The sequence below is a fragment of the Chromatiales bacterium genome, assembly GCA_024234935.1.
Taxonomy (GTDB): Bacteria; Pseudomonadota; Gammaproteobacteria; order Steroidobacterales.
In genome coordinates this window covers 127,170-152,663 of record JACKNI010000004.1, presented here as the reverse complement: position 1 = coordinate 152,663, position 25,494 = coordinate 127,170, and the positions used below count along the sequence as shown (strand labels likewise).

The 25,494-nt window shown below is 63.3% G+C and carries 23 protein-coding genes; 12 read left to right on the top strand and 11 right to left on the bottom strand.

Annotation, left to right across the window (positions count from 1 at the left end; all coding sequences use genetic code 11):
- Window positions 1-18 precede the first annotated feature (18 nt).
- The 8 genes from H6979_10440 (at window position 19) to H6979_10405 (ending at window position 8,571) form a co-directional block, all read left to right on the top strand.
- A complete protein-coding gene (locus H6979_10440; protein ID MCP5140265.1) occupies window positions 19-2,472 on the top strand; it encodes a LamG domain-containing protein in 2,454 nt (817 codons plus the stop codon).
- A 33-nt stretch (window positions 2,473-2,505) separates the two neighbouring features.
- Entirely contained in the window at window positions 2,506-4,122 is a 1,617-nt protein-coding gene (locus H6979_10435) for a general secretion pathway protein GspF (protein MCP5140264.1), read from the top strand.
- Between the two features lie 916 nt (window positions 4,123-5,038).
- Complete coding sequence (locus H6979_10430; GenBank protein ID MCP5140263.1) at window positions 5,039-5,419, top strand: type II toxin-antitoxin system RelE/ParE family toxin; 381 nt, start codon at window positions 5,039-5,041, stop codon at window positions 5,417-5,419.
- Window positions 5,412-5,720 carry a DNA-binding transcriptional regulator gene (locus H6979_10425; GenBank protein ID MCP5140262.1) on the top strand — a complete coding sequence of 103 codons (309 nt, stop codon included), beginning with the start codon at window positions 5,412-5,414 and terminating at the stop codon, window positions 5,718-5,720. Before H6979_10430 ends, H6979_10425 begins: the two co-directional genes overlap by 8 nt.
- A gap of 581 nt (window positions 5,721-6,301) precedes the next feature.
- Entirely contained in the window at window positions 6,302-6,553 is a 252-nt protein-coding gene (locus H6979_10420) for a DUF2281 domain-containing protein (GenBank protein ID MCP5140261.1), read from the top strand.
- Window positions 6,537-6,962, top strand: coding sequence for a putative toxin-antitoxin system toxin component, PIN family (locus H6979_10415; GenBank protein ID MCP5140260.1), 426 nt, complete (start codon window positions 6,537-6,539; stop codon window positions 6,960-6,962). Before H6979_10420 ends, H6979_10415 begins: the two co-directional genes overlap by 17 nt.
- Window positions 6,963-7,033: 71 nt before the next feature.
- Window positions 7,034-7,171: a hypothetical protein gene (locus H6979_10410; GenBank protein ID MCP5140259.1), complete on the top strand. Its 138-nt coding sequence runs from the start codon at window positions 7,034-7,036 to the stop codon at window positions 7,169-7,171.
- A gap of 26 nt (window positions 7,172-7,197) precedes the next feature.
- Entirely contained in the window at window positions 7,198-8,571 is a 1,374-nt protein-coding gene (locus H6979_10405) for a methyltransferase domain-containing protein (GenBank protein MCP5140258.1), read from the top strand.
- A gap of 12 nt (window positions 8,572-8,583) precedes the next feature.
- On the opposite strand, the gene H6979_10400 is transcribed toward H6979_10405, so the two are convergent.
- Genes H6979_10400 through H6979_10390 form a run of 3 tightly spaced genes read right to left on the bottom strand, consistent with a single transcriptional unit; the run spans window position 8,584 to window position 11,131 of the window.
- Window positions 8,584-9,942, bottom strand: coding sequence for a GHKL domain-containing protein (locus tag H6979_10400; protein MCP5140257.1), 1,359 nt, complete (start codon window positions 9,940-9,942; stop codon window positions 8,584-8,586).
- Between the two features lie 33 nt (window positions 9,943-9,975).
- On the bottom strand, window positions 9,976-10,659 hold the full coding sequence (locus tag H6979_10395; GenBank protein ID MCP5140256.1) for a response regulator transcription factor: 684 nt from the start codon (window positions 10,657-10,659) through the stop codon (window positions 9,976-9,978).
- 10 nt (window positions 10,660-10,669) lie between these two features.
- Window positions 10,670-11,131, bottom strand: coding sequence for a PepSY domain-containing protein (locus tag H6979_10390; GenBank protein MCP5140255.1), 462 nt, complete (start codon window positions 11,129-11,131; stop codon window positions 10,670-10,672).
- Here H6979_10390 and can point away from each other — a divergent pair.
- The gene (can, locus tag H6979_10385) at window positions 11,130-11,765 is read left to right on the top strand and encodes a carbonate dehydratase (protein MCP5140254.1); all 636 of its coding nucleotides are present in this window, start codon (window positions 11,130-11,132) and stop codon (window positions 11,763-11,765) included. The genes H6979_10390 and can overlap by 2 nt on opposite strands.
- A gap of 25 nt (window positions 11,766-11,790) precedes the next feature.
- Here can and H6979_10380 read toward each other — a convergent pair whose 3' ends face one another.
- From H6979_10380 to H6979_10370, 3 genes are read right to left on the bottom strand one after another with little or no spacing between them, the layout of a single operon-like run.
- Window positions 11,791-14,040 carry a molybdopterin-dependent oxidoreductase gene (locus tag H6979_10380; protein MCP5140253.1) on the bottom strand — a complete coding sequence of 750 codons (2,250 nt, stop codon included), beginning with the start codon at window positions 14,038-14,040 and terminating at the stop codon, window positions 11,791-11,793.
- The gene (locus tag H6979_10375) at window positions 14,030-14,536 is read right to left on the bottom strand and encodes a (2Fe-2S)-binding protein (protein ID MCP5140252.1); all 507 of its coding nucleotides are present in this window, start codon (window positions 14,534-14,536) and stop codon (window positions 14,030-14,032) included. The genes H6979_10380 and H6979_10375 overlap by 11 nt, the downstream gene beginning before the upstream one ends.
- Window positions 14,537-14,548: 12 nt before the next feature.
- Window positions 14,549-15,544 (bottom strand): FAD binding domain-containing protein, encoded by a 996-nt coding sequence (locus tag H6979_10370; GenBank protein MCP5140251.1) that lies wholly within the window; start codon window positions 15,542-15,544, stop codon window positions 14,549-14,551.
- 123 nt (window positions 15,545-15,667) lie between these two features.
- Between H6979_10370 and H6979_10365 the strand changes: the two genes are divergently transcribed.
- Window positions 15,668-16,486 carry a lipid-binding SYLF domain-containing protein gene (locus tag H6979_10365; protein MCP5140250.1) on the top strand — a complete coding sequence of 273 codons (819 nt, stop codon included), beginning with the start codon at window positions 15,668-15,670 and terminating at the stop codon, window positions 16,484-16,486.
- A 42-nt stretch (window positions 16,487-16,528) separates the two neighbouring features.
- Here H6979_10365 and H6979_10360 read toward each other — a convergent pair whose 3' ends face one another.
- Window positions 16,529-16,933: a hypothetical protein gene (locus tag H6979_10360; GenBank protein ID MCP5140249.1), complete on the bottom strand. Its 405-nt coding sequence runs from the start codon at window positions 16,931-16,933 to the stop codon at window positions 16,529-16,531.
- A gap of 298 nt (window positions 16,934-17,231) precedes the next feature.
- Between H6979_10360 and H6979_10355 the strand changes: the two genes are divergently transcribed.
- Window positions 17,232-17,933 carry a Crp/Fnr family transcriptional regulator gene (locus H6979_10355; protein ID MCP5140248.1) on the top strand — a complete coding sequence of 234 codons (702 nt, stop codon included), beginning with the start codon at window positions 17,232-17,234 and terminating at the stop codon, window positions 17,931-17,933.
- Between the two features lie 98 nt (window positions 17,934-18,031).
- Here H6979_10355 and H6979_10350 read toward each other — a convergent pair whose 3' ends face one another.
- The 4 genes from H6979_10350 to H6979_10335 all read right to left on the bottom strand — a co-directional run bounded on the left by H6979_10350 (window position 18,032) and on the right by H6979_10335 (window position 24,765).
- Window positions 18,032-18,334, bottom strand: coding sequence for a hypothetical protein (locus tag H6979_10350; GenBank protein ID MCP5140247.1), 303 nt, complete (start codon window positions 18,332-18,334; stop codon window positions 18,032-18,034).
- A 37-nt stretch (window positions 18,335-18,371) separates the two neighbouring features.
- Window positions 18,372-21,695 (bottom strand): FecR domain-containing protein, encoded by a 3,324-nt coding sequence (locus H6979_10345; GenBank protein MCP5140246.1) that lies wholly within the window; start codon window positions 21,693-21,695, stop codon window positions 18,372-18,374.
- Window positions 21,696-21,858: 163 nt separating this feature from the next.
- Window positions 21,859-24,066 (bottom strand): adenylate/guanylate cyclase domain-containing protein, encoded by a 2,208-nt coding sequence (locus H6979_10340; GenBank protein MCP5140245.1) that lies wholly within the window; start codon window positions 24,064-24,066, stop codon window positions 21,859-21,861.
- 9 nt (window positions 24,067-24,075) lie between these two features.
- Window positions 24,076-24,765, bottom strand: coding sequence for a Crp/Fnr family transcriptional regulator (locus H6979_10335; GenBank protein ID MCP5140244.1), 690 nt, complete (start codon window positions 24,763-24,765; stop codon window positions 24,076-24,078).
- 480 nt (window positions 24,766-25,245) lie between these two features.
- Between H6979_10335 and H6979_10330 the strand changes: the two genes are divergently transcribed.
- Window positions 25,246-25,494, top strand: coding sequence for a hypothetical protein (locus tag H6979_10330; protein MCP5140243.1), 249 nt, complete (start codon window positions 25,246-25,248; stop codon window positions 25,492-25,494).

Genomic DNA, 25,494 nt, shown 5'->3' with positions numbered 1-25,494 from the left:
GGGAACTCACGGGTGAACATGAAACCGATCCTCGCTGTACTGCTCGCGACGCTGCTCACCGGCTGCGGCGGCGGCTCCAGCACACAGCAGAAGGCGCCGAGCAGCCTGCCACCGCCGGTCACCTACTCCGGTCCGGCTGCGCAGACCGCAGACATCCTCCATTTCCAGAACTCGCTGTGGGCGAACGTCCGCAACGGCGGTGTGGCGCGTTGCGCGGGCTGCCATGGCGTCACGCAGAATCCGCTGTTCGCCCGCGACGACGACGTCAACCTCGCCTGGGAAGCGGCCGATCCGCTCATCAACCGGAATGATCCAGGCAGCTCGCGGATCGTGCAGAAGATGGCCAGCGGGCATAACTGCTGGCTGGGCAGCAACCAGGGTGCGGTGCAGGCCTGCGCCACGACCATGCAGGCCTGGGTGGAAGCCTGGCTGGATGGCAGCGGCACCGGTGGCACGCGGCAAATACAACTGGTCGCGCCGCCCGATCATGAGGTTGGCCAGAGCCGCAACTTTCCGGCTGATTCGGCAGGCTACGCCGCCAATGTCTGGCCGCTCACCCGGCAGTACTGTGCCGGGTGCCACGACTCGTCCGCTGCCACGCGCCAGTCGCCATTCTTCGCCGATGCAGACGTGGACAGCGCCTATCTCGCGGTGAAGACCAAGATCGATCTGGACGATCCGGACCAGTCACGGCTCGTCCTGCGTCTGCGCAACGAATTCCACAACTGCTGGAACGACTGCGCGGCCAACGCCACGACGATGGAAAACGCGATCCGCGCCTGGGCCCAGCAAATTCCGCCGACAGAAGTTGATCCGTCGCTGGTAATCAGCAAGGCGCTGACCATGTACCAGGGCACGGTGGCGAGCGGCGGCAGCCGTTACGAAGGGAGCCAGATCGCGCTCTGGGAATTCAAGGAGGCCAGCGGCAGCACGGCATACGACACCAGCGGCGTGCAGCCGGCGATCAACCTCAGCCTGTCGGGCGACATCCGCTGGGTCGGCGGCTGGGGCATCGACATACACAGCGGCAAGGCGCAGGGCTCGACGACGGCCAGCCGCAAACTCCGCGACCTGATCACCGCAACCGGGCAATACAGCGTTGAAGCCTGGGCAGCACCTGCCAACGTCAACCAGGAAGACACACGAATCGTCAGCTACTCGGCCGGTCCCACGGCGCGCAATTTCACGCTGGGACAGACACTCTACAGCTACGATTTTCTCCATCGCAGCAGCACCACCGACGCAAACGGCGCACCGATACTGCAGACCGCCGCCGCCGATGAAGACGCACAGGCCACCCTGCAGCACGTCGTGCTGACCTTCGACCCGGTCAACGGCCGGCATGTGTACGTGAACGGCGTCGACACGCAGGACGCAGACCCGGTCGCGGGTGGCACGCTCGGCGACTGGGACGATACCTTTGCGCTGGTGCTTGGCAATGAGCCTTCCGGAGACCGGCAATGGCGCGGTGTGCTCCGCCTCGCGGCGATCCATAACCGTGCGCTCACCGCGACCCAGGTACAGCAGAACTTCGATGCCGGTGTGGGCGAGCGTTTCTATCTGCTCTTCAATGTCAGCACGCAGGTGGGTGCCGCGGGCAGCTACATCATGTTCGAGGTCAGCCAGTTCGACAGTTACAGCTACCTGTTCTACCGGCCCACCTTCATCAATCTCAACGCCGACTGGCAGCCATCCGGCAGCATCCCGGTGCGCGGCCTGCTGATCGGTGCCAATGGCGTCGAGGTACCCGTCAGCCAGGCCTGGGGCAACATGAACGAGTCGGTCAGCACCGCAAACGGCTATGCGCCGGACACCGGTCAGGTCCTGTCCAGCCTCGGTACGGTGGTGCCACTGGAGAAAGGTCCGGATGCGGACGAGTTCTTCCTGAGCTTTGCCCAACTCGGCGGCAGCAGCAATGTGCGCGTTGAACCTGCGCCGCTCACGCCGCCGCCGCCTGCAGACGGCGAGCTGCAGCCCGACATCGGCGTGAAAACCTTTGACGAGATCAACGCCAGCATGGCGACGATCACCGGCGTCGCACCGACCACGCCGGCGGTCAGGGCAACCTACGCACTGGTCCGCCAGCAGCTGCCGGCGATCGACGATGTCTCGGCCGTACTTGCCTCGCACCAGGTGGGGATCGCGCAGCTGGCCATCGAGTACTGCAACGCGCTGGTCAATGACACGAGCCTGCGTGCTTCGATATTCCCCGGCTTCAACTTCAGCACCCCGGCCAACCAGGCTTTCGACACGCCCGGCGAACGCGACCTGATCTTCGTCCCGCTGCTCCGCCGGTCGATGGGTACCGGGCTGCTCAGCCAGCCTGACGAGTCGAACGTGCGCCTGGAACTCGACAACCTGACCACCACGCTTGCCAGTTGCGGCGGCAGCTGTGCCGCCGACCGGACTGCCACGGTGGTCAAGTCGGCATGTGCCGCAGCGGTTGGCAGTGCCGTAACCCTGGTGCAGTAGTCGCACCGAAGCAGAGCCGACCGAGGCAAAGGTATGTCACGAAAAAGCAGGAATTACTTCGCGCCCCAGCGGCATCCGGACCACGCGCGGCCCATTACGCGCCGGCAGCTGATCGCGCAGGGCTTCATGGCGGGAACCGCTACGGTACTCGGCGGCGGCGTGCTCAGCCTGTTTGCGAATCCGCGCGCTGCCTATGCCGCGCTTGCACCCGATCTTGAAGCACTGAAAGCGTCCTGTGGCATCGCGGTGCAGGGCGCGGGCAAGATTCCCTTCATCTGTTTCGACCTGGCCGGCGGCGCGAATATGGCGGGCTCGAATGTGCTGGTCGGCGGCGCCGGCGGACAGCTCGACTTTCTCTCCAGCGCGGGGTACAGCAAGCTCGGCCTGCCCGGCGACATGATTCCGCCGGTGATCAACCCGGTCACGCAGCAGGACCATGTCGACCAGAGCATGGGCCTCGCCTTTCACAGCGACAGCGCCTTTCTGCGCGGCATGCAGGGAAGCATGAGCGCGGGAACCGCGGCAAGCATCAACGGTGCGGTCATCCCCGCACGTTCGGAAAACGACACCGGCAACAACCCGCACAGCCCGCTGTACGGCATTGCTCGCATCGGCGCGGACGGTTCACTGCTGAAGCTGGTGGGCTCACGCAACAGCGATTCAGGCGGCAACTCGGTGGCACCCATGGCCATGGTCAACGCCGCGGACCGGCCGACCAAGATCGACCGGCCCAGCGATGTTACCGGCCTCGTCGATACCGGACAGCTCGTCGGCCTGCTCGGCCAGGCCGATGCCGTCGCGGTACTCGAATCAATCCAGCGCATCAGCGCGATGAAGCTGCAGCGGGTCAGCACCGGACTCAACATGCCGGATCCGGGCAATCCCGCCGTCACGCGCGATGCGGTGATCAAGGATCTGGTGAGTTGCGGCTACGTCAAATCGGCTGATATTGCCGACCGCTTCGGCAACCCCTCCAGCCTCAATCCGTCCATCGACCCGCTGATCGTCGGCAACAGCGGCATCTTCACGCAGAACGAATACGACAGCGACGATGAGTTCAGAAAGACGGCCTCGGTGATGAAACTGGTGGTCAACGGATTTGCGGGCGCCGGTTGCGTCACGATGGGCGGCTACGACTATCACGGTGGCCGTCGCGCTGAAGGCGAAGTGAAGGATTTCCGCGCCGGGCGCTGCATGGGAGCCTGCCTGGAATATGCCGCCCGCGTCGGTGTGCCACTGATGCTCTATGTGTACAGCGACGGTTCGCTTTCCAGCGATGGCAGCATCGACAACACGGTGAACGGCCGCGGCAAGGGCGAGTGGACCAGCGACAACCAGACCACCGCCGCCTCCTTCTTCCTGGTCTACAACCCCGGCGGCCGCGCGACACTGCTGGGCGGCACATCGGAACAGCAGGCGAGGCATCAGCAGCTGGGCTATTTCCGCAGCGACGCATCGGTAGAGACTGCCGCGACGCCCGCGGCCAACAACGTCAATCTGCTGGTCGAAACCGTACTGCTCAATTACATGGCGCTGCACGGGCAGCAGGGCAACTTCGCGAGCCTGTTCCCCGGTCACGGCCTCGGCAACAGCGCCCTGCGCGATTCGCTGACCGCCTTTGCACCAATCGTCAACGGCACGATCCCTTAAGGCGTTTCCGATGCCATAAGAAGTCGCCGACGAGCACGGAGGCCTCGTTGCCGAACGCGAATAGGACGTTCAACGCCCATGTTGCCGGCCGTGTAGCCGTCCGGCGCGGCACCGGCGAATCGCACCAACCGTGGCCGATGGCTCGGGCACGCTGGGCGTGCTCAGTTGAGGTCGAACTCTTCCTGCCCCGGCGGGCCGCGGGCGCGGTGTGCTGTGGTCAGGTCAGCCGCTGAGCCGCTCGCCGGCTTTGTTGGCTCCAGGTACGCAAGGATCCGCCCGATGACTTGCGGGTCCTCGATACTGGCAATGATCCTGACCTTCCCGCCACAGCGCTCACACCGCTCGATATACAATCGCTCGGGCAACACTTGGGGGCAATGAGTCGTGGTAGGCCGACCGTTACGATACATTTACTTTCGCCTGAATCAGTCCCTCAACTCGATGCAACGGGATCGCGGGATCCGCCCAGCGAGTATGGGGTCCGCTGTGATCACGCTCATGACGGTGGTTTACGGGACATATGTACAAGGCGCAGTGGCGCTGGTCCAATACCTCCTCGATTCACGCTACTTGTTTCGAGAATTCGCTGGCGTTCTCGCAATTGGCACATTCGTCGGGCTGTTCACCGCACAGTACCTGTACCTGGCAACCCCGAGTCGCCATTTTCAGATTCTCGCTGAGTTCGCCAGCAGTCCGTCTCGCGAACGCTGGTGGCTTACGTTCTTATTGCTGGTGTAGTTCATCGGTGGAGCAACGTGCGCGTCTGTCGCACTTCATTATCGTGATCAGGGCTGAGGGGGGCGAAATCTGGAGGGACGTCAACGAGGTTCTCCCGCCACTTCAATGAAACCCTGGAAAAGTGAATCAACCTATATCACTAAGTGCTATAGTAGTGCTTCAATGCTGAGCAGCGGCCATGCAGACCTTTAAAGCCAGGGCCTTCGCCAAGTGGGCAAGAGGCGAGGGTCTTGGCGATGCGGCGCTTGCTACTGCCGTGGCTGAGATAGAGCGAGGCCTGATCGATGCCCATTTGGGTGGTCAGGTGGTCAAGAAACGGGTGGCCTTTCCGGGCCGCGGGAAGCGCGGCAGCGCCCGGACCTTGGTTGCCTTCAAGCAAGGTGACAAGGCGTTTTTCATTTACGGCTTTGCCAAGAACGAACGCGGCAACGTCAGTGAAAAGGAACTGCAGGCGTTGAAGTTGTTGGCGAAGGAGTTGCTGGGCTACACAGCAACGTCGTTAGGCAAGGCGCTGAAGGCCGGCGAACTGATTGAGATCAAGGAGGATGATGATGGCTAGGAAGATCCTGGATACGGTGTACAAGACGGCAGAAGGCTTGCGCGATGCCGGTGTCATGAGCGCCAAGACCATGCGCGAGTTCGATGCTCTCTGCCTGCCGCCGATCCGAAACTTGAGTGCTGCACAAATCAGACGCCTGCGCATGCGGAACAAGGCCAGTCAGGCGGTGTTCGCGGCCTACCTGAATACGAGTGCATCCACTGTGCAGAAATGGGAGCAAGGCCAGAAGAAGCCCAACGGTCCGTCGTTGAAACTCCTGAACCTCGTTAACGACAAGGGCCTGGCGGCACTCGGCGAATAGGACGTTCAAAGCCCCTGTTGCCGACAGTGTAGCCGCACGGCGAGAAGCCGGCGACCCTCGGTAACCCGTGGCCCAGTGCTGTAGCAGCCGGTTGCGCCGCGGGAAATTCAGGCCTGCGGGCGGGATTCTCGCCGTGCGGGATGCCGAGGACACAGCCGCCCACTGCGCGCCCGTAGCTCGGGCACGCTGGGCGTGCTCAGTTGAGATCGAACTCCCGCTGCCCCGGCGGGCCGCGGGCGCGGTGTGCTGTGGTGAGGTCAGCCGCTGAGCCGCTCGCCGGCTTTGTTTGCTCCAGGTGCGCAAGGATCCGCCCGATGACTTGCGGGTCAACTCCATTTTCCGGGCGGTGACTACGCCACGCTGATCGCATCAATCACCGGCAGACTCTGGCCACGTGGCAACGCGGTGACGTTTGTACCCGGCCACGGCCCGACCTCGACTTTCGGGCAGGAGCGGCAAGGCAATCCCTTTGTGGGTGACCGGGCGCTGGCGGCTGCGGGACGCAGGTAGGCTTGACTGGAAGTAGTCAACCCAAATGGCGCAGAATAAGCCGCCGACACATACCTTCAGGGCCGTTTTCCATGAACGCCAATACCCGCACCCTGATCGACAAACTCCAGCGTCTCCCGCCTGAGCGCCAGGCCGAAGTCGCCGACTTTGTGGACTTCCTGGAGAAGCGCGACGCCGAGGAGCGCTCGGAGGCTGCGCGCCGGCTGGGCGATGCGTTCAAGCGACTCGATGCCATCGACGAGCCGCCGATGAGCAGTGAGGAGATTCAGGCCGAGATCGACGCCGTGCGTGCCGAGCGCCGTGCCCGTGCGGATCGTCGCTGACACCAACACCATCCTCTCGGGGCTGCTCTGGCAGGGTCCACCACGTCAGATCATCAACCGCGCGCGGGCCGGCGACATCACACTGCACACCAGTCTCGTCCTGCTTGCCGAACTCGCCGAGGTCATCGGTCGCAGCAAATTCACCCGGCGCATTCAGTCTGTCCAGCTCTCGGCTGCCGGCCTCGTTGCTGATTATCAGCACCTGGCTGTCCTTGTTGACCCGCAACCACTCGCAGCGCCCACCAGTCGCGACGCCGACGACGACCATGTGCTCGCCTGTGCGCTCGCTGCCGGTGCCTCACTCATCGTTTCCGGCGACCGCGACCTACTGGACATCGGCACATTCCACCAGATCCGCATTCTGCCCGCCCACGAAGCGCTCGCGATCATCACCACCGGTCGCAACTGACTTCCCGGGCGCAAGCTTAAGCACGCATTCGTCGTCGTATTGCTACGCTTGCGCTGAAACTGGTTGAAACCGTGCTGCTCAACTACGTGGCGCTGCACGGGCAGCAGGGCAACTTCGCCGGCCTGTTCCCCGGTCACGGCCTCGGCAACAGCGCCCTGCGCGATTCGCTGACCGCCTTTGCACCGATCGTGAACGGCTCAATCACCTAGAGCCTTTCCGATGCCATAATCAGCGGATGTCATCTCCCGCGCTCGCAGCCTACCTCGCCTGTCCCCGCTGCGAGCAGCCGCTCCGGCACTACCCGGACCGCAGCTGGGGCTGCGGTGCCTGCGGGATCAACTTCCCGTCGCTGGCCGATGTGCCCTGCCTGTTCGCCGAACCCGCCGCCACACTGACGGAGTGGCGCGGGAAACTGCAATTCACACTCGAAAAACTCGGCAAGGAAGCCATGGAACTGCAGGCCGAGCTGCAGAATCCCCGGCTGCGGCCGCTGACCCGCGATCGTCTGAACCTTCTCAACCGGGCGACTGTCGACCAGATCAGGCGCCTGCGCGAACTGCTCACGCCGCTCGCGGTTCACCAGGCGCAGGGCACGCTTGCCACTCATATGGCCCTGCAGACCCGGTTGCCCGGCGACCAGGGCCTGACCACGTACTACCCGAATATCCATCGCGACTGGGCCTGGGGCGATAAGGAAAACGAAGCGGCACTCAGGCTGGTCGGCGGGGCACTGCCGGGACGGGATTCCGTCGATGGCCTGCTGGTGCTTGGCTCGGGTGCGGGCCGGCTCGCCTACGATCTGCATCAGGAGTATGCAGTCGGCCTCACGCTGGCACTGGATTTCAATCCGCTGCTCGCACTGATCGCACGCCGCGCCACAGCCGGTGAAGCGACCGAACTCTGGGAGTTCCCGCTCGCGCCACGCACGCTGGCAGAGCACGCTGTACTGCGCGAGCTGGTCGCACCGGAACCGGTGCGCGAGGGTTTTCATCTGGTACTCGGCGATGCACTGCGTCCGCCGCTTTCTGCCGGCAGCTTCGACGTGATCGTCACACCCTGGGTCGTGGACATCCTGCCGGAAGACTTCCGCATACTTGCCGTGCGGCTGAACAACCTGCTGAAGCCCGGTGGTCGCTGGATCTGTTTCGGCTCGCTCAGCTTCGCCCAGGCCCTGGCCAGCCAGCGATACAGTCTCGAGGAAACACTCGCCATCGTGATGGACACCGGCTTTGCCGAACCGGACGTCCGCGAGGACGACATTCCTTATATGTGCTCGCCAGCCAGCCGGCACGGTCGGCTGGAGAATGTCATCACCATCGTTGCCGACAAGACGCGCTCGGAGCCGCAACCGGCCCGCCATCGCGCATTGCCCGACTGGCTGATCAGCGGGACACAGCCGGTACCGCTGCTGCCGGCCTTTGAACTGCAGACCATGACGACCCGTATCTATGCCTTCATCATGGGCATGATCGACGGGCGCCGTTCGATCCGCGACATGGCGAAGCTGCTCGCCGACCAGCGCCTGATGAGCCGTGATGAAGCCGAGCCGGCGGTGCGCAACTTCCTGATCAGGATGCACGAGGACAGTCAGCGCCCACCCGGGCTGTGATCCGTCCGGAGGCTAGTCGCTCGCCTGGATCCCGGCCTTCAGCGGCAGGCGCAGCTGCACCTCCGCGCCGCCGAGCGCCGAGCGCCTGATTTCGACGCTGCCGCGATACAGGCCGACGATTTCCCGCACGACCGCGAGGCCGATGCCCTGGCCGGGAACATCACCGCGCTGCTCGACACGAATGCCGCGACCGAGCACCGCGGCAGCCTGTTCGTCGGGAATGCCGGGACCATCATCGGCCACGGTGACCAGCAATGCATCGCTGCCGCGCATGGCCACCGTCACCACGATGCGGCTCGCACACCATTTCCAGGCATTGTCGAGCAGGTTGCCGAAGATCTCGTAGAGATCACCCTGCTCGGCCGGATAGCTCGCACCTTCCGGAATCTGCAACTCGCAAGTCACCACCTTGTCGCGATGAATCCTGCGCAGACTGCTGACGATGTCCTCGAGTGGCGGCGCAAGCGCAACAGCGCGCGCAGCGAGGCTGCGCGGCCCGGAGGCAGCAGCCCGCCGCAACTGGTAGTCGACGACACTTTGCATGCGGTCGATCTGTGCACGGAGCGTCGCCGCGTCGGGCTGACCACCGCCGAGTTCGGTGCGCACAACGGCCAGCGGGGTTTTCAGGCTGTGCGCCAGGTCATCCATCGTGGTCCGATAGCGATCCATGCGCTGTCGCTCGGAACCGAGCAGTGTGTTGAGACCCCGGGTCACGCCTTCCAGTTCGCGCGGATAGTCGGCACTGAAGGCTTCCTGCCCGCCCGCCTCGATCGCCGCGATTTCATCCGACATGCGCCGCAGCGGCCGCAGCGCAAAGCGGATTGCCAGCCACAGCGCCGCGAGCAGCACGAACATGACGCCGGAGAACCAGCCGAGCAGCTGCTGCCGGAAGCGATCGAGCTGCGCTTCGTAGCCAGCCAGATCAGCCGCCGCAAAGACCTGGAACGCCGGCGTGGCCGTCGGGCCGAGTTCCCAGTTGATGCCAAGTCCGAACAACAGGACTTCGCTGCCGTCCGGCAGCAGGCGCCGGCTGACCGTGCGCTCGCCGGCCTTCAGCGTCGCACCCGGCGCAAGCTCCAGCCCGACAGCCGAGGGTGAACGCCACAGCGGCAGGCCGGAGGCATCGAGAATCTCGCTGTAAAGTCCGGATCCCGGATTGCGCAGCCGCGGTTCCAGCAGGCGCGTCGGCACCGACAGGTTGCCCGCCTCGTCGGGTTCGGCCGCACCGATCAGCGCCAGCACCTGCACTTCGAGCTGATCGCCTAGCGCCGCTTCGGCGCTGCGCCTGAACACCACGTCGAGGACGGCAATCGTGATGCCAAATGCGGTGAGAAGCATGACCGCCGTAATCACCAGCAGACTGGTACTCAAGGAAGCCCGACGGCGCGACACCCGGGATTCGCCTCAGTCCGGTTCCGGCGGGCGCGGCATCCGGTAGCCCAGCCCGCGGACGGTTTCGATGAGGCCAAGCTTGCGCTCCGGATCGAGTTTGTTGCGCAGGCGGGTCAGCAGCACCTCCACCACATTGCTGTCACGCTCGTCGTCCTGGTCATAGAGCTGGTCGGTAAGTTGTGCCTTGCTCACCACCTGACCTGCGCGCATGACCAGAATCTCGAGCAGCCGGTACTCAAAGGCCGTGAGCGTCACCACCTGGTCATCGACACGCACTTCGCGGGCCTGCGTATTCATCGCCACCGGACCCGCACGCAGCACCGGTTGCGCGTGTCCGGCGGCACGGCGCAGGAGGGCATTGATGCGCGCCTTGAGTTCATCGATGTTGAAAGGCTTGACGACGTAATCGTCGGCACCGGCATTCAGGCCCTTGACCTTGTCCTGCCAGTGCTCACGCGCGGTGAGAATCACGACCGGAAATGTGTGCCTGGCAGCACGCAGGCGGGTGATCAGCTCGACACCCGAACGATCCGGCAGACCGAGATCGACGATCGCAAGCTGCACGGCAAATTCGGCGGCAAAGTACTCGGCCTCGCTCGCCGTTCCGGCCTCATCAACCGTGAAACCCGCCGCACGCAGCTGCGCCGCCAGTGACTGGCGCAGCGCGGCATCATCCTCAACGATCAGCAGGCGCATCGGCAGCTCCTCAGTGCATCGCACCGGTGGTCGCATCGACCCGGTACTCGCGTACCCGGCCATCGGCAGTCAGCACGCGGATCCGGTACACCGCGCGTCCGCCCTGCTCATAGCGGTCGGCGCGCACCACCTTGCCACCGCTGCGTTCCCTGACCAGCGCCACGGCCGCATCCTTGCTCATCACCGCACGCGGTACGGCCGGGGCTTCTTCAGCGCTATCGCGCTTCCGGTCCGCGCCCCCCGGCTTCGCGGCGTCTGCCGGCACTGTCGCCAGCAAGCCGGCCAGCAGGATGAGCAGCAGTGGTGTACGGACCGGAAATGACATGTGGAGCATTGTCGGAGCTGATCCGGATGCTGGCAATGGCAGCAGAATGAGCCCCTGCACTGAACCCGTACTGAATTTCCGCGGACTGGCAATGCGCCGGTCGATCAGGCAACCTTGCCGCCGGCTCTCCATCAGCAGACCAGCCATGCGCACTCTCGACAAGCTGTTCAAACAAAACCGCGACTGGGTCGCATCTGTTCGCCGGGAGGATCCGCAGTTTTTTGCCCAGCTGGCGGAACAGCAGAACCCCGAATACCTGTGGATCGGCTGCTCTGACAGCCGCGTCCCTGCCAACCAGGTCACCGGCCTGATGCCCGGCGAGGTCTTTGTCCATCGCAACGTCGCCAATGTGGTCGCACATGCCGACCTCAACTGTCTGTCGGTAATCCAGTTTGCCGTGGAAATACTCAAGATCAGGCACATCATCGTCTGCGGACATTACGGTTGCGGTGGCGTGCGCGCCGCTTACGAGGACCAGCACCTCGGCCTCGTCGACAACTGGCTGCGCCATGTGCAGGACGTCGCCATCAAGCACCGTGCCGCGCTGGACGAATTCAGCAACGATGAAGCCCGCCTCGATCGCCTGAGCGAACTCAACGTCATCGAGCAGGTGGCGAACGTGTGCCGGACCAATGTGCTGCGCGACGCCTGGGCCAGCGGCCAGCAGGTAACCGTGCACGGGTGGATCTACAACATCACCGACGGGCTGCTGATCGACCTGGACCTGTCTGCCTCCAGCAGCAAGGAAGTCCAGGAGATGCAGAGCCGCGCCACCGGCTGAGCGAGGCCAGACTCCGGACCCGGACTCAGCCTTTCGCCCGCCGGCCGAGTATCTGCAGGATCTTCCACGGCGTGATCGGCATCTCGTTGACCGGTTCACCGAGTGCATTGGCGACTGCATTAGCCACCGCCGGCAAGGTGCAGACGATCGGCCCCTCGCCAACTTCCTTTGCGCCGAAAGGCCCGAAGGGATCGATGCTCTCGACGATGATGTGCTCGACCTTCGGCATCTCGTATGAGCGCGGCAGGCGGTAATCGAGCCGCGAGGGATTCATCACCTGCCCGTCTTCCAGCAGGGTCTCTTCGTAGAGCACCTGTGACAGGCCGCTGAAGACCTGGCCGTCGATCTGGCCCTCGACGATGCGCGGATTGATCGCCCTGCCCACATCGTGCGAGGCGACGATGCGATCGACGGTGACAAAACCGGTATCCGGATCGATGGTCACCTCGGCAATCTGCGCACCGAAGGAGTAGGCCATCGTGCCGCTTTCCTTCGGCGAGTTGTAGAAACCACGGCCCATCACGAAGCGGCCTTCGCGGCTGTGCAGGGTGTCATAGACGATCTTTTTCAGCGGAATCGCCTTCTCCGGCTGCCCCTTCGGGTAAACCTGCCGGTCGCGAAAAACCAGCTGCGAGGGCTTCACACCCAGGCGCGCGGCAGCAAGCACCTCGAGCTGCTTGCGCGCATCGAGTGCAGCGGCTTTCACCGCATTACCCGTATTGAAGGTACCGCGCTGGATCAGTGCACCCACATCCAGCGGCACGATGTCGGTATCGCCGGAAATCACGGTGATGTCTGATGCCTGTGCGCCAAGCACTTCGGCAGCGATCATCGCCATCGCGGTGTGCGAACTCTGGCCCATGTCGGGCAGACCGACGAACAGCGACATCGTGCCGTCATCGACGATCTTGATGAAGGCCGCCGAGGTATCGTGCTTGAACACGCCTTTCGCGCCCGAGGCCATCGCACCGACGCCGATGCCGATACCCTTCAGCGGCGGCAGCTTGCCGTACTTGCGCTTCCATCCGGCCTGCTTCGCGGTCTTCGTGATGCACTCGGCCAGGCCGCAGCTGCCGAAAAAAGTGCCGGTCATGCTGGTGTAGCCCTTGGTCACACCATTGAGCAGATGGAAGGCGATGGGATCCATGCCCAGCTCGCGCGCCAGCGCATCCATGTGCTGACCGAGGCCAAAGGCCATCTGTGCCAGTCCGCCACCATGATGGAAGTAGTACGGGATGTTGTTGGTATGCACCAGCCGGCCGCTGTAGCGGGCGGCTTCGATCTTGTACAGCGAGTGGATGTACGAGCTGGTCAGCGTCAGCACGATCATCTGCGATTCGACGTAGGCACCGGTATCGAAACTGATGTCGGCTTCAAAAGCCTTGATCTGCCCGGTTTCCGACACACCGGTGCGGAAGGTGTATTTCACTTCGCCGCCCGCACGACAGGCAATGAACTCTTCGTCTGCCGTGGCGCGGATCTTTACCGGCCGGCCGGTCTTGCGCGAAAGCACGGCAGCGACATAGTGATGGGGGCGCACCGAAGTGCGGCCGGTAAATCCGCCACCCGTGTTCAGGCTCATGATGCGCACCTGGCCATCACTCAGGCGCAGCGCGCCAGCCAGGCTCTTCTGGAACAGGATCGCGGTCTGGGTCGGCGTGTACATCGAAAGCTTGTCGGGCAGCGACCAGTCGGCGATGGCCACATGGAACTCCGCATAACAGTTGTGCGAGGCATGGGTCGTGTACTGGTCGGTGCGCACATGTGCCGAGTTCGCAAAACCCGGCTCGACATCGCCGAGGTCCTGCGACTGCTGCCAGGCGATATTGCCCTTCGCCTTGGCATGGATCAGGAATGCGTCGGGCTTCCGCGCATCCTGGATATTGAACAGTGCCGGCAGGGGTTCGTATTCCACCTTGATGAGCGCCGCGGCTTCTGCGGCAGTGGCTTCGTCGAGCGCCGCAACGGCGGCGACTTCATCGCCGATGTAATTGACGATCTCCTGACGGAACAGCGGCTGCTCGATGCCGACGTAGAGCTTCGGCGCATCGGCATGGGTGATCACCGCCTTGACGCCCGGCAGGGCCAGGGCCGCGGAGGTATCGATGCTCAGGATCCGCGCACGGGCAAACGGGCTGCGCACGATCTTTGCGTGCAGCATCCCCGGCAGGACCACGTCGTCCGTAAACAGCGAGCGACCGGTGAGCTTGTGCGCACCGTCCAGCCGGGGCTGGTCGTGCCCGACGACCGAAAAATCCGCTTTTCTAGACGCCATGATCGTCCTCCGGTGCCTCATCGGCAGCCATGGCCTTGATGGCCTCGCGCACCGCGATCTTCACCTTGATGTGCCCGGTGCAGCGGCAGAGCGCGCCGGCAAGCGCCTCGTTGATGGCCTCCTCGTCCGGATCCGGGTTTTCATCGAGCAGCGCCTTCGCCGTCATGATCAGGCCCGGCGTACAGGCACCGCACTGCACGGCGCCGTACTCCAGAAATGCCTTTTGTACCGGATGCAGCTCATCACCACCGGCAACGCCCTCGATGGTCGTCAGGGTACGGTTATCCCATTCGATGGCGAGCGCGAGGCAGGACAGCACGGCCCGGCCATCGTCGCCCTGAACCGTGCAAACCCCGCAGGCACCGCTGGTGCAGCCACGCTTGGTACCGGTCAGCGCAACCCGGTCGCGAATCACATCAAGCAGGGTTTCGTGCGGCGCCACCGGCACCTGGTAGCGGTCGCCATTGACGATGAGGGTAATCAGTTGTCGGGTCATCTGCCTGTCCCCTCAGCCGGCCGCCGGCAATTTCTGCCGGCGCAGTTCATTGAGCACCCGCCGCACGAGGCCGCGCACCAGACGTTTCTTGTAACCCGGCGGCGTGAAGAGATTGGTGACCTCGCCCAGATCGTCGCGCGCTGCATCGGCGGCCGCTTCGATGCTGGCTTCGCTCAGTCCCTCAGCCAGAATGATCTGTGCCGACTTGTGCAGCACCAGCGGCATGGTACCAACCGACCCCGCCACCAGCAGCAGCGACTTCGGCGCACGGTTGCTGCCGGTCAACGCACCGGCCAGCGTCGCGTAGCCATAATCGAGCCCGGTACGCGCAGCCGCCTTGACGAACGCGGAACGCACACGGGCGGGTGGCACCAGCACCGCAGTGATCAGTTCGCCCGGTGCCAGCACGTTGTTCTCGATGCCATCATCACGGTAAAAATCAGCGAGCAGCAGCTCGCGTTCGCCCGTGCTACTGCGCAACAGCACGCGGGCATCCAGGGTCATCAGCGCCGGCACCGAGTCGGCGCTGTGTATGGCACGACAGTTCGGCGCCGTCTTGATGACATGGCAAACCTGCCCGTCTGTCTTCCAGCAGGGCTGCTGCGAACCGCGCCAGTTCTCACTCTGGTTGGTGTACCAGCAGCGCGTCGGCAGACACAGGTTGCCGCCCAGCGTGCCCATGTTGCGCACATGCTGCGAACCCACGGCCCGGATCGCCTGGGCGAGACCCGGATAGCGCACGACGATCAGCGGATGTCCGGCGAGATCTGTCAGCCGTTCACCGGCACCGATGCGCAGCGTGCCGGACGCATCGAGGCTCACGCCCGCCAGCTCCGGCAGGTCGCGCACGCTGACGAGCGCCCGCGGGCGTTCCAGACGCAGTTTAAGGTTGATGAGCAGATCAGTGCCGCCGCCCAGCACAGCCGCGCCGTCACCGGCGGCACTGAGTCTGGCCAGCGCCTCATCGAGGCTGGCCGGCCGGTGATATTCAAACGGTGGCAGCTGCACCCGGATTCTCCTTCATGGCAAATGCTGGCCTACACAGCAATCGTTCGGCCTGAGTTCAGCAAAAGAGTGTACTTGATGCGTGCATCGGCGTTAGATTAGCCATAACCACCTGCAGGACGCATCATGATCAAGTCAGCCGGAATTATTGCCACCCTGTTGCTCGGCACGCTCGCTGCCGGTACAGCATTTGCCGATATCGGTGATATCGAGCACCGCGTGCAGGCCGCCACCGAAATCCTCAACGACCTGCAGCGCATCCCCGAACAGGCCATTCCGCCGAATCTCCTCAACAGCGCCTATGCGGTTGCGGTGATTCCCAACGTCGTCAAGGGCGGACTCATTGTCAGCGGCAGCTATGGCCGCGGCGTGCTGATGGTCCGACATCAGGACGGCAGCTGGAGCAATCCGGCCCTGATCCGGCTCGGCAATCTCGGCATCGGTTTCCAGGCCGGCGTCCAGGGCGCCGACCTGGTGCTGGTTTTCAAGAACCGTCAGGGCGTGGATAACATTGCCAGCGGCAAGTTCACCCTCGGCGGCAGCAGCTCGGCCTCCGCCGGCCCGGTCGGGCGCACCGCAGTCGCCATGACTGACGGCGAGTTCAAGGCAGAAATCTACAGCTACGCCCGCAGTCGCGGACTGTTTCTCGGCGTTGCGCTCGATGGCGGTGCGATCACCATCGACCGCAAAGACAACGCCGAGTGGTACGGCAGCGAAGAAAATGGCTCAACCAGCCGTATTTTCAGCGACACCAGTCTGCCCACGCCCGAAGCTGCAAAGCCCCTGCTGGCAATACTGACCACCATGGCACCGCGCCTCAACTGGCGCGACGCATCGGCCGCCGCACCTGCTGCAGCGCCGGCCACCGAACCCGCTGGGGATCCGGCGACCGGCGGCAGCAAGACTTTTCCGGTAGACGACGCGGCACCTGAAACGCGGTTCTGATCACATGGCCTGATCAGAGACGGCCAGGCGCGCAGGCCTCGCCTATTTGCGGTCAGCCTTGGCGACACTGATGCTTGTGCGGTATTTCTTCGCATCGCTGCTGTTGTTGTTGAAGCGACCGATCATCGTCATGCCATCGGGCAGCTCGCCCGCGGCAGTCATCTTTATCTTGTTGGTTTCGATCAACTGACAGTCGCCCGGCTCCACGATGGTTTCCCCTTCACTGTGGGTCACCCTGAGCGGTACAGCGCCGCGACCTTCCTCGACGCAGACCCGGTACGCCTTCGTTTTTTTCCCGCGGATCACCGTCTGCGCGTCGTCATTGCCCAGCTGAAACATCCGGTAGTATGCGAGCAGCCCGTCGTTGCTGTCCGCATGGGCCGCCGGCAATCCCGCAATCAGTCCGGCGCAAGTCACGGCAATGAGCCTGATGATTTTCTTGTTCATGGCTGAAACTCCCTGAAGTTTTTGAGCGTCTGTAAACGCCGGACCTCCAACCCGGCTTGAGCACAGAGCCTGCGCCCTCATCGCTGACTCGTGTGTCGCGGTACAGACAAAACAGCCCAAGAAGCCCGATGCAGACGCTTTCACGCGAACTTTTTCGCGCCGAATGTCGCCGTACCGACACAGGCGAGACGGCCTTTCGCCGAAATTATGTCAACCGGGTGACAGACCGGGTGACTGACCCGGACAACACTGCTGCACAGGCGGGCGCAACGGGTCACGCGACGCGGGAGCAATGCCGATGAACACAGCACGGGCAATATTCAAGAACAACGAACTGCTGCAACACCTCGACAGCAGCGGCCTGGACCGGATTGCAAGAGTGGCGGTGCGACGCAGCTACTGCGGCAGCGCAACGATCTACTCCCACGGCGATCCGGCCGATGCGGTCTATGGCGTGATCGCCGGCCAGGTACAGATCAGCTCGCGCTCATCCGCTCTAGATGAAGTCCTGCTGGGCAGCTACGGTTCCGGCCGGGTTTTCGGCATGATCTCGGTCATCGACGGCCTCCCCCGATGCGTCAGCGCGCGCGCCGCACCCAAAGCCGAGGTGTTCGCAATCCGTCGCGACAACTTCCTGCAGCTGCTGGCGAACGATTCACTCCTGGCGCTGAGCCTGCTCAATGTTTTTTGCCAGCATGAACGGATCGCCACCCGGATGATCACCGACGAATACGCGCTCAGAAGTGTTCCGGCACGCCTGGCGCACCGCGTCCTCGAACTTGCCGGGCGTCATGGCAACGGTCAGGACGGCGCCGAGCAGGCAGTCGAGATCACCCAGGCTGATCTTGCCAGGTACGTTTTCGTCTCACGCCAGGTGGTCAATCAATACCTGGGCGAATGGCAGAACCGCGGCTGGATATCCACCTCGCGATGTCGCGTGACCGTAACGGATCGCAAGGCGCTGGCGATGGTCGCGGCCAACGGCGGCGGACACGCGTGAGCAGCGCAGAACGTGAGGTTACGGCAATTGTGGGGCAGTGAGCTAAAAAGGTGAGAGGGGTGGCTCGCCACCCCTCTTACAGTACGACAATGGCAACGTCACTTCGCTGGCGGAGCAACTGGCGTCAGGACGCAGACCCAGTTCCACACACCGCCTATCAACCTCCACTGCCAGACGCACTTGTTGTCGTCGCCTACAGGCTTTACCGAAATCTCCAGCGAATCGATGTCCACAGCAACCGGATATCCTCCCGCCATGCCATTTCCGTCGGAAAGATAAACACATTTGTTTTCGCTGTCACAAGTCAGGCTCCACTTCGGATGGGCGGCATACCCTGCTGTACCGAGCAGGAGAAGTGTTGATCCGGTGGCCAGTGCGGTCGCTACTCTGATTGTCCTCATTGGACTCTCCCTTTTAAGCAACTGTGATTTATCCCGACTACATCGCCACGGTTAACTTCAGAAGTATCAGTCGCTCCGGAAGGATCCGTGGATTCTCAGGATCAACGTCCTGGAACTTGAAACTTGAATCGAATAGATTGCCTCCCTCCAGACGCACGACTCCCCAGCGATTCGGCAATCGATACTGGACATAGCCATCCACCACCCAGAAGTCGTCGTCATCCCGACTCAGATCAAATGGCGGGTTGAAGTCCTGGAACTTTCCACGCTGATGCACGAACGTGGGGGTCAGGCCAAATGAAAAGCCGTTTGCTGCGTAGTAGCTGGCGTTGAACGGGAACCTGTGCGTCTCCAGGGTCCTGAACCCGTAGGGCGCGAAATTGTCGTCGTACTCGGCCAGGTCGTACTGGTAGTTCAGGCTTGCCGAGGTATTTGGAGATGGTATCCAGTACAGGTAGGCGCGGGCATTGGACTCATCCACGCGAGTCGTGACCACCGAAAAACCTGGCTCAGGCGGCGGAGTCTGAATCGCAATCGGAAGATCAATCTTGCGTTTTGAGACCTCTGCCCCGGCAAACAGGTATTCACCAAAGCGCTGGTCGACGCCAAGACCGTAACGGCGGTCCCGCTCTGCCTCAACGCCGGCAAAGAATTGATTGAACCCGCCGACCGCGGTGGGCTCAAGCGAGGGCTGGATGTCGTCGCGGGTTGGCATGGGCGAATTCAGGGTCTGGAATGCGCCAACTCGAACCGTTGTGTCTGCGGTGGGCCGCCAGATTGCACCGAACTTCGGGCTGATCTCATCCCTGTCATACACGCTACCAGAAATGTTGTCAGAGGCCAGGCCGAGGGTGCCCACCAGGGTTGGCGTCAGCTCAACACTGAGATAGGCATAGGTACTGAAGTTTTCCGGACGCGTGGTCGTTGTCGAAGAATATGTCTCCTCGAACGGTGGATCCGGAATGGGGTACACAAACATCAGATCATTGGTCTGGTCGGCTCCGTAGTACCGCGCACCGGTAACCAGGCTCCAACGGTCCGCGCGGTAAAGCCACTGCAACTCTCCGACGTAGGCGTCCGAATCGATGCCAAAGACATAGTCTGACGTTCTGCTGAAGTCCGACGGCGAGGCAGTCTGATACGCGAACAACGCCAGAAGGGTTGAACGATTCGAGAAATTGTGACGAGCACCCAGCTTTACCGAGCTCGAGTCCTCGTCCTGTCGGGGAAGACTGGAATTGTCTGCAGGCTCAAAGCGCAGGACCAAATCGCCCTCCTCACGATGGGTCGAACGGATCTCCATAAAAAAGCTGGTATCGACCGACTGCTGGAACTGGACGAATGCATTCCCTGTATCGACCGTGAGGTCGTTGTTCTCCTGAAAGCCGTCGGTTTCGAAATGGAAGCCGCCAACACTGAATGACCAAGGGCCTTCAATACCAGACAGAACCGAATCGCCCCCCCACGTCCCCTGATTCCCAACGACAGCCGAAGCCTGGATTGCGAGGCGATCCCGACTGAAGAGTGGATTGAATTCATTGAAGGCAATCGCAGTTGGCCCTGCATTGTCCAGGACAAAAAGGTTGGCCTCAGCCAGTTGCGGCTGGATTGGCGTCATGTTCTGTGGCTGGAGGATCTGGGACTGGAGCAATTCGTTAACGCGAGCGATCTCGTGACGGGGCAGAAATGAGTAGTTATCTGCCAGCAGGCGATGACCAGAGTAGTCAGCCGGAGCGAGCGCGATGGACTGCCAACCCTCCCGCAACGCGAGTTCCTCGAAGCCGAGGTTGCGCTCAATCTTTCCGAGTGCGGCGCTTCGCGCCGCCAGATCCTGATCGAGCTCCAGGCGTGAGCGGTAAACCGCCCGGTTGTCATTGAGTTCAACCGACTTCTGGACACCCAAAATCGCCCCAACGGGATCATTTACGGTCTGCCTCCGAATAGCGTCGTAGAACCACGGCGTCGGATCATTTGGATCAAGCCCTTTCGCAATATCGAACTGCGAAGCCGCGAGCTTGTCGCGCTTCTCGTCGAAGTAAGCCTTGCCCATGTAGCTCCTGACCAGCGAGTTGTTCGGGTCGAGAATCACGGCGATTTCAATATCCTTCCGTCCCGCCTCCAGCTCGCCATCACGAATTTTTGCCAGTCCAAGCCCAAGACGCGGCAGCGGTGCATTGGGCTCCAGGCGAATGGCTTCGACAAAAGAATCCCTGGCCGCACCCGGCCGGATGTGGCTGAGTTCCACAAAGCCAAGCACCGCATGGGCCAGCGAGAGCTGCGGATCAGCCGCCAGTGCCGCCTTCGCTTCCGCTTCGCTGCGCCCGAATTCACCGGAGGCCAGCCAGAGTTCGGCGAGTCGTGCGCGCAGCAGCGCGTTATCGGGATGCGCCGCCACCCCCGCTTCCAGGTCGCTGATGGCACCCGGCAGGTCGAAGCGGGCCTGCCGCACATAGGACTGCGCGAGTCGGGCAGCTGCGGAATCCGGTGCAGCCGCTACCGCCTGGTCGGCAAGTCTTGCGGCAGCTTCGGTGTCATCGCGCGTGAGCACAATCACCGACTGCCTGGCCAGGACCTCGGCGCTGCCGGGAGCAAGACTGAGCGCGCTGGTGAGATCGGCTTCGGCCGCAGATACCTGGCCGACAGCGAGCCGTTGCTCGGCGCGGCCGACATAAAAGTCCACCGATGGCACGGCAGGCTCCGCGGCAGCTGCATCCGGCAAGGGTCCGGTGCCTGTCGGCGGGTAGTAGAGCGTCCACACGACCGCATCGCGGGGTCGCACGATCTGCTGAAGTACCGGCGCGCTCCCGGCGCGGGCCAGCACGCTCTCGCCTGAAGCTGCAGTCGCTGCACCGGCGCTGTTCTCCACCTTCACGCGGCCTTCGTAGACGATCACGGTGGTGGCATCGCCGCCCACGCCGACAAAGAACTCCGTACCCTCGATACCGGCATTGGCGAAGGGCGTGATGACGCGCAGCGCCCGCGGGTCGCGGCTGATGACGTGTATCGCGCCCCGCAGGATATCCAGCCAGGTGCGCTTGTCGTCGGCCGGCGCGGCAAAGGTGACGATGGTGTCCTGGTCCACGCTGACCACGGTCTGGTCCGGCAGCTCGAGGGCGGCGCGACTGAAGGGACCGACTTCAAGTACATCGCCGACACACAAGGGCTCGTTCAGGCCCGGCTGTGAGACGCGGGCAAGACCCGATCGGCGCAGATTGAGACTGCCCTGGCTGGATATCAGCCTGGCGACCCAGGCCTCACATTGCCGTGAACCCGAAGCGACCGTCTGCGCCCAGACCGGATTGACGAGAACGCTTGCACTCAGAACGAGTACAGCAAGCAGCGACACGCGGATACGTACCATGACCCCCCCACGACAGGTTGCAATTTGGTACGTCGATCGCCCCACGAACGACGCCGGTTCTTGTTCTTTGCCACCGGGACCCTCTTCCGTTCCGGTGCCGTTCCAGTCTATGTGCTACCGGCGCAAGCTGCAACGCGCAGTATCTTTTTTTTAAACAGTTACCTCACTTTCCGGGCATCCTGACAGCGCCGCGCTCGAAACTGTCCGGTCCGCTCGCGAGATACCGGGCGCAGAGCTGCGCATAAAAACGCGCTGGCCCGTCATCGGGTTGCTCGCGGTGCAGACTGTCGAAGGCATCCGCCGCCACCTGCCAGCGGGCCGCCCTGAACGCCGACAGCGCCGCTGCAAAACGGGCGTGCCAGTCGCGAGCCAATCCATCGCGATCTGCTTTTGTATCCAGCAGTTCGTGGATCACCAGCGGCGTCGACTTGCCGGCCAGCAGGAAGGTGCCGAGTTCACGAGTCAGCAGCCCCTCTGTTTCCGCCAGCGTTTCGCCCGAGACGAGAATCCGCGTGCCAAGCGGCTTGTTGAGACTTTCGATGCGCGAGGCGGTGTTCACGATGTCACCGACCGCGCGAAACTCCATATGGCCCGCGCCGCCGATGTTGCCCAGACGGATGGGCCCGGTATGCAGGCCGATGCGCGTGGGCAACCGCGGACGGCCCGGCACGGCATTGAAGCGCTCTACGGCTGCGGCCACGGCGAGCGCGCCGACGCAGGCACGCGCCCGCGTCTTGCTGTCCGGCTTCGACATCGCCCAGATCGCCATCATGGAATCGCCGACCACATCGGTCACTACCCCGCCGCACTTCTCCACTTCGGCGAACATCGCTGCGTAGTAGGCGTTCATCAGCGCCGCGAGTTCTTCCGGCGCCAGCGTCTCGGCAAGGCGCGTGTACTGCTCGGCATCGGTCGCCATGCAGGTCCCGTGCAGGAGTTCGGCATTGGCCTGCAGGTCGCCGAGGTTCTCCATCAGCCGGTCCAGCGCCCGCTTCGGCAGATAGCTGCCCAGCGCCAGCATCACGCGCTCGCGCTGCCTGCGCGTCTGCAGGTACTGCGCGAGCAGACCGAGAAGCAGCGCGACAGGCAGCTGCACGAACAGCGGCACGAACAGGGGCAGCCAGATGTTCATGGCAGTGAACACCCACCATGCCCAGGCGCCATACATGGGCACTGCGAACAGGCTGAAGGCAATTGCGGCTGGCGGCGTCAGCACGCGGCAGAAGCCGCCGACGAGCAGCCCCCAGAATCCGATCACGAACAGTTCCGCGGGAAAGGACAGCGGCTTTATCGCCGTGCCGTCCACCATGTTGGCAATGGCGGTCGCTGCAACTTCCACGCCACTGATGTCGAGGCCGGTGTGATCGGAGTACACGGAATAGAAGCCGTCTTTCTGCTCCGGCTGAAACTCGTCTGAAAATCCGACCAGAACTATCTTGCCGGCCAGGTCATCGCCAGTCCCGCGCAGCGCCTGCACATACGGGATCGTCCTCACCGAGCGCGCCGGCCCGTAGTAGTTGAGGTAGCGGGTATCGGCGCCCGCGTAGAGTTCCAGCAGCGAGCGCAGCACCGCTGGCTGTTGTGGCTGGCGCCAGGCAGCATCCAGTCTGGCCACGGCCACTGGATCAGTGGTCAGGCAGCTGCGCGCCTCCCGCAGAAAGCTGCCGACCTGTCTCCCGGCAAGCACTTCGCCCGGCGTGATTGGCCACGATCCTTCCAGCGCCGGACAGACCGCGCGCAGATCCGTGAACCACTCACCGGGCTGGCGCAGCATCCAGGCCTGGAAAACCGTCGTCGGGAAAGTCGCGAGGTTGCCGGCACTGGCCTTGAAGGTCCAGAACTGGCTGACTCTTACCGGCACGACCGGCAAGGTAAATGGCGCGACCGCCAGCGCACCCGCGGCAAGTGGCGCGACCGGAGGAATGAGCTTTTCCGCCGTCAGCACGATCTGTCGATCCTGGCTCGCGCCGACGGCGGTTTTTTTCAGAAAGGCCACCAGCACTACATTGCCGGCCTGGCTCAGCGCCTCACCGAAACGCAGATCGCCAGCCGGCTCGGCCGGATCATCGAACAGCACATCGAAGCCGATCACGGCCGCGCCCGCAGCCGCCAGACGTTCAACGAGTTCCGCGTGCAGGGTGCGTGGCCATTTGGCCGGTTCGTTCGGCAGGCCGAAAGCATCGCTGGACAACTTGTCGAGGCCCACCACCACCACTTCGGCTGGTGCCTCGCGCGGGCCGCGCATCAGGAACAGGCTGCCCAGGCCGAGGTTTTCCTCGAGGCGCAGCACGGCGGGCACGGCACCGGCGAGCATGCCAAACACGGTCGCAAGCAGGCCGAACAAGGCAAACTGCGGTGCCCTGCCCTTCATGGCATGACCTCAGTCGCGCTCATCGCGAACGCCGCGCAGTCCGTCCGGATCACGGATCACCACCCGGCCGCGAGCCAGGTCGATCCATCCCCGCTGACGCCACTGCTGCAGGTGCTGATTGACGACCTGCCGCGAGACGTTCATGAAGCCGGCCAGCTCCGCCTGGGAGATGTGGAGCGTCATGAGGCCATCGACCCTGCTGCCGTGTTCCTCCGCCAGCTTCATCAGCCGGCGTGCGAGACGCGCGGGGACCGACAGGAATGCCGCCTCCTCAATGAGATCGCTGGTCCAGCGCAGGCGCTTGCACAGCAGTTGCAGGAGCTGGCTCGCGAGTTGCGGCTCCTTCTCGATCAGGGCCAGAAAATCGGCACGGCGAATGAGAAACAGCTCCGTATCGGTCAGTGCATCGGCGCTGGCCGTGCGCGGATGGCCGTCGAGCGCCGCGATCTCGCCGAAGCTGTCACCGGACTCGAGGATATTGAGGAATACCTCCTGGCCGCCAGGTGTACTCGCACTGATCCGCACCTGCCCCGAGATCAGGCCCAGCAGCGAGTCACCGGGCTCGCCCTGGGCGAAGATCCGCGTCCCGCCCCGGTACGAACGCCGAATCGCGAGCGCAGCCAGCTTGTCGATCGCCGACTCGGGCAGATTGCCGAGCAGCAGGTTGGCCTTCAATACGGCGCGTGCGGTCAGGGTCATGACACCCTTTTCCGACTATTTGCGGCGATGTGTCAAGTGCCTGACAGATTCGCAACGCCGGCCGGGACATTGTGAATCTGCAGCCAGGAAGTTGTGGACATCTGGTCGGGCAGGATTCCGGAATGTGCCCCACGCATTTCGGCAATGCGCCAGACGTGGCCATGAATTTCCACCATTGCCTGGCCGGTCGGGGTGTGCTGCCGCCCGAACCTGTCCTCCAGCGGGGAACAAACGACCGGCCAGGTGTCTCTGCCCGATCGCCTGACAATCGAACCAGGAGTGCATATGACTCTCAGACAGCAACGCCTCGTGAGCGCCGGTCTGCGCGGCTTCTGTTGCGCGGGCCTCGCAACGCTGATAACCGCCTGCTTCTCCTGGACCTTTGTCACTTCGGTTGCCCCGCCACAGATCCGCGCGGATTCTGGACAAAGCAGCACGCTTTAGCGACCATGCGCCCGGCACCCGGACCGGACCTCCAGCATGGACATCAGCAATCAGCACAATCTGCTCATACCGCGACTGCCCGACAGCGAGATGAAATTCGGCGTCCGCGTCGGTCTGCCCGCTGCTGACCCGCTGCGCGACGTACTCGGTGCAGACTGGCATCGCGAGCACTGGTTTGCGACCGCGGCCGAACGCGATGCGGCCCTGCGCGAGATGGCCCGGCGCCATCCTTTCAGCCGGATTGGCGATACGCCGAGCATCCGCCTGGAAGCCATCCAGCGCTGA

What these genes read in the sequence shown, in the direction of transcription:
- H6979_10330 (MCP5140243.1), top strand. Translation starts at nt 25,246, where the DNA reads ATGGACATCAGCAATCAGCACAATCTGCTCATACCGCGACTGCCCGAC.
- H6979_10405 (MCP5140258.1), top strand. Translation starts at nt 7,198, where the DNA reads ATGTCATCTCCCGCGCTCGCAGCCTACCTCGCCTGTCCCCGCTGCGAG.
- H6979_10435 (MCP5140264.1), top strand. Translation starts at nt 2,506, where the DNA reads ATGTCACGAAAAAGCAGGAATTACTTCGCGCCCCAGCGGCATCCGGAC.
- H6979_10380 (MCP5140253.1), bottom strand. Translation starts at nt 14,040, where the DNA reads ATGGCGTCTAGAAAAGCGGATTTTTCGGTCGTCGGGCACGACCAGCCC.
- H6979_10340 (MCP5140245.1), bottom strand. Translation starts at nt 24,066, where the DNA reads ATGAAGGGCAGGGCACCGCAGTTTGCCTTGTTCGGCCTGCTTGCGACC.
- H6979_10425 (MCP5140262.1), top strand. Translation starts at nt 5,412, where the DNA reads ATGGCTAGGAAGATCCTGGATACGGTGTACAAGACGGCAGAAGGCTTG.
- can (MCP5140254.1), top strand. Translation starts at nt 11,130, where the DNA reads ATGCGCACTCTCGACAAGCTGTTCAAACAAAACCGCGACTGGGTCGCA.
- H6979_10390 (MCP5140255.1), bottom strand. Translation starts at nt 11,131, where the DNA reads ATGGCTGGTCTGCTGATGGAGAGCCGGCGGCAAGGTTGCCTGATCGAC.
- H6979_10395 (MCP5140256.1), bottom strand. Translation starts at nt 10,659, where the DNA reads ATGCGCCTGCTGATCGTTGAGGATGATGCCGCGCTGCGCCAGTCACTG.
- H6979_10355 (MCP5140248.1), top strand. Translation starts at nt 17,232, where the DNA reads ATGAACACAGCACGGGCAATATTCAAGAACAACGAACTGCTGCAACAC.
- H6979_10420 (MCP5140261.1), top strand. Translation starts at nt 6,302, where the DNA reads ATGAACGCCAATACCCGCACCCTGATCGACAAACTCCAGCGTCTCCCG.
- H6979_10440 (MCP5140265.1), top strand. Translation starts at nt 19, where the DNA reads ATGAAACCGATCCTCGCTGTACTGCTCGCGACGCTGCTCACCGGCTGC.
- H6979_10350 (MCP5140247.1), bottom strand. Translation starts at nt 18,334, where the DNA reads ATGAGGACAATCAGAGTAGCGACCGCACTGGCCACCGGATCAACACTT.
- H6979_10375 (MCP5140252.1), bottom strand. Translation starts at nt 14,536, where the DNA reads ATGACCCGACAACTGATTACCCTCATCGTCAATGGCGACCGCTACCAG.
- H6979_10430 (MCP5140263.1), top strand. Translation starts at nt 5,039, where the DNA reads ATGCAGACCTTTAAAGCCAGGGCCTTCGCCAAGTGGGCAAGAGGCGAG.
- H6979_10360 (MCP5140249.1), bottom strand. Translation starts at nt 16,933, where the DNA reads ATGAACAAGAAAATCATCAGGCTCATTGCCGTGACTTGCGCCGGACTG.
- H6979_10335 (MCP5140244.1), bottom strand. Translation starts at nt 24,765, where the DNA reads ATGACCCTGACCGCACGCGCCGTATTGAAGGCCAACCTGCTGCTCGGC.
- H6979_10345 (MCP5140246.1), bottom strand. Translation starts at nt 21,695, where the DNA reads ATGGTACGTATCCGCGTGTCGCTGCTTGCTGTACTCGTTCTGAGTGCA.
- H6979_10365 (MCP5140250.1), top strand. Translation starts at nt 15,668, where the DNA reads ATGATCAAGTCAGCCGGAATTATTGCCACCCTGTTGCTCGGCACGCTC.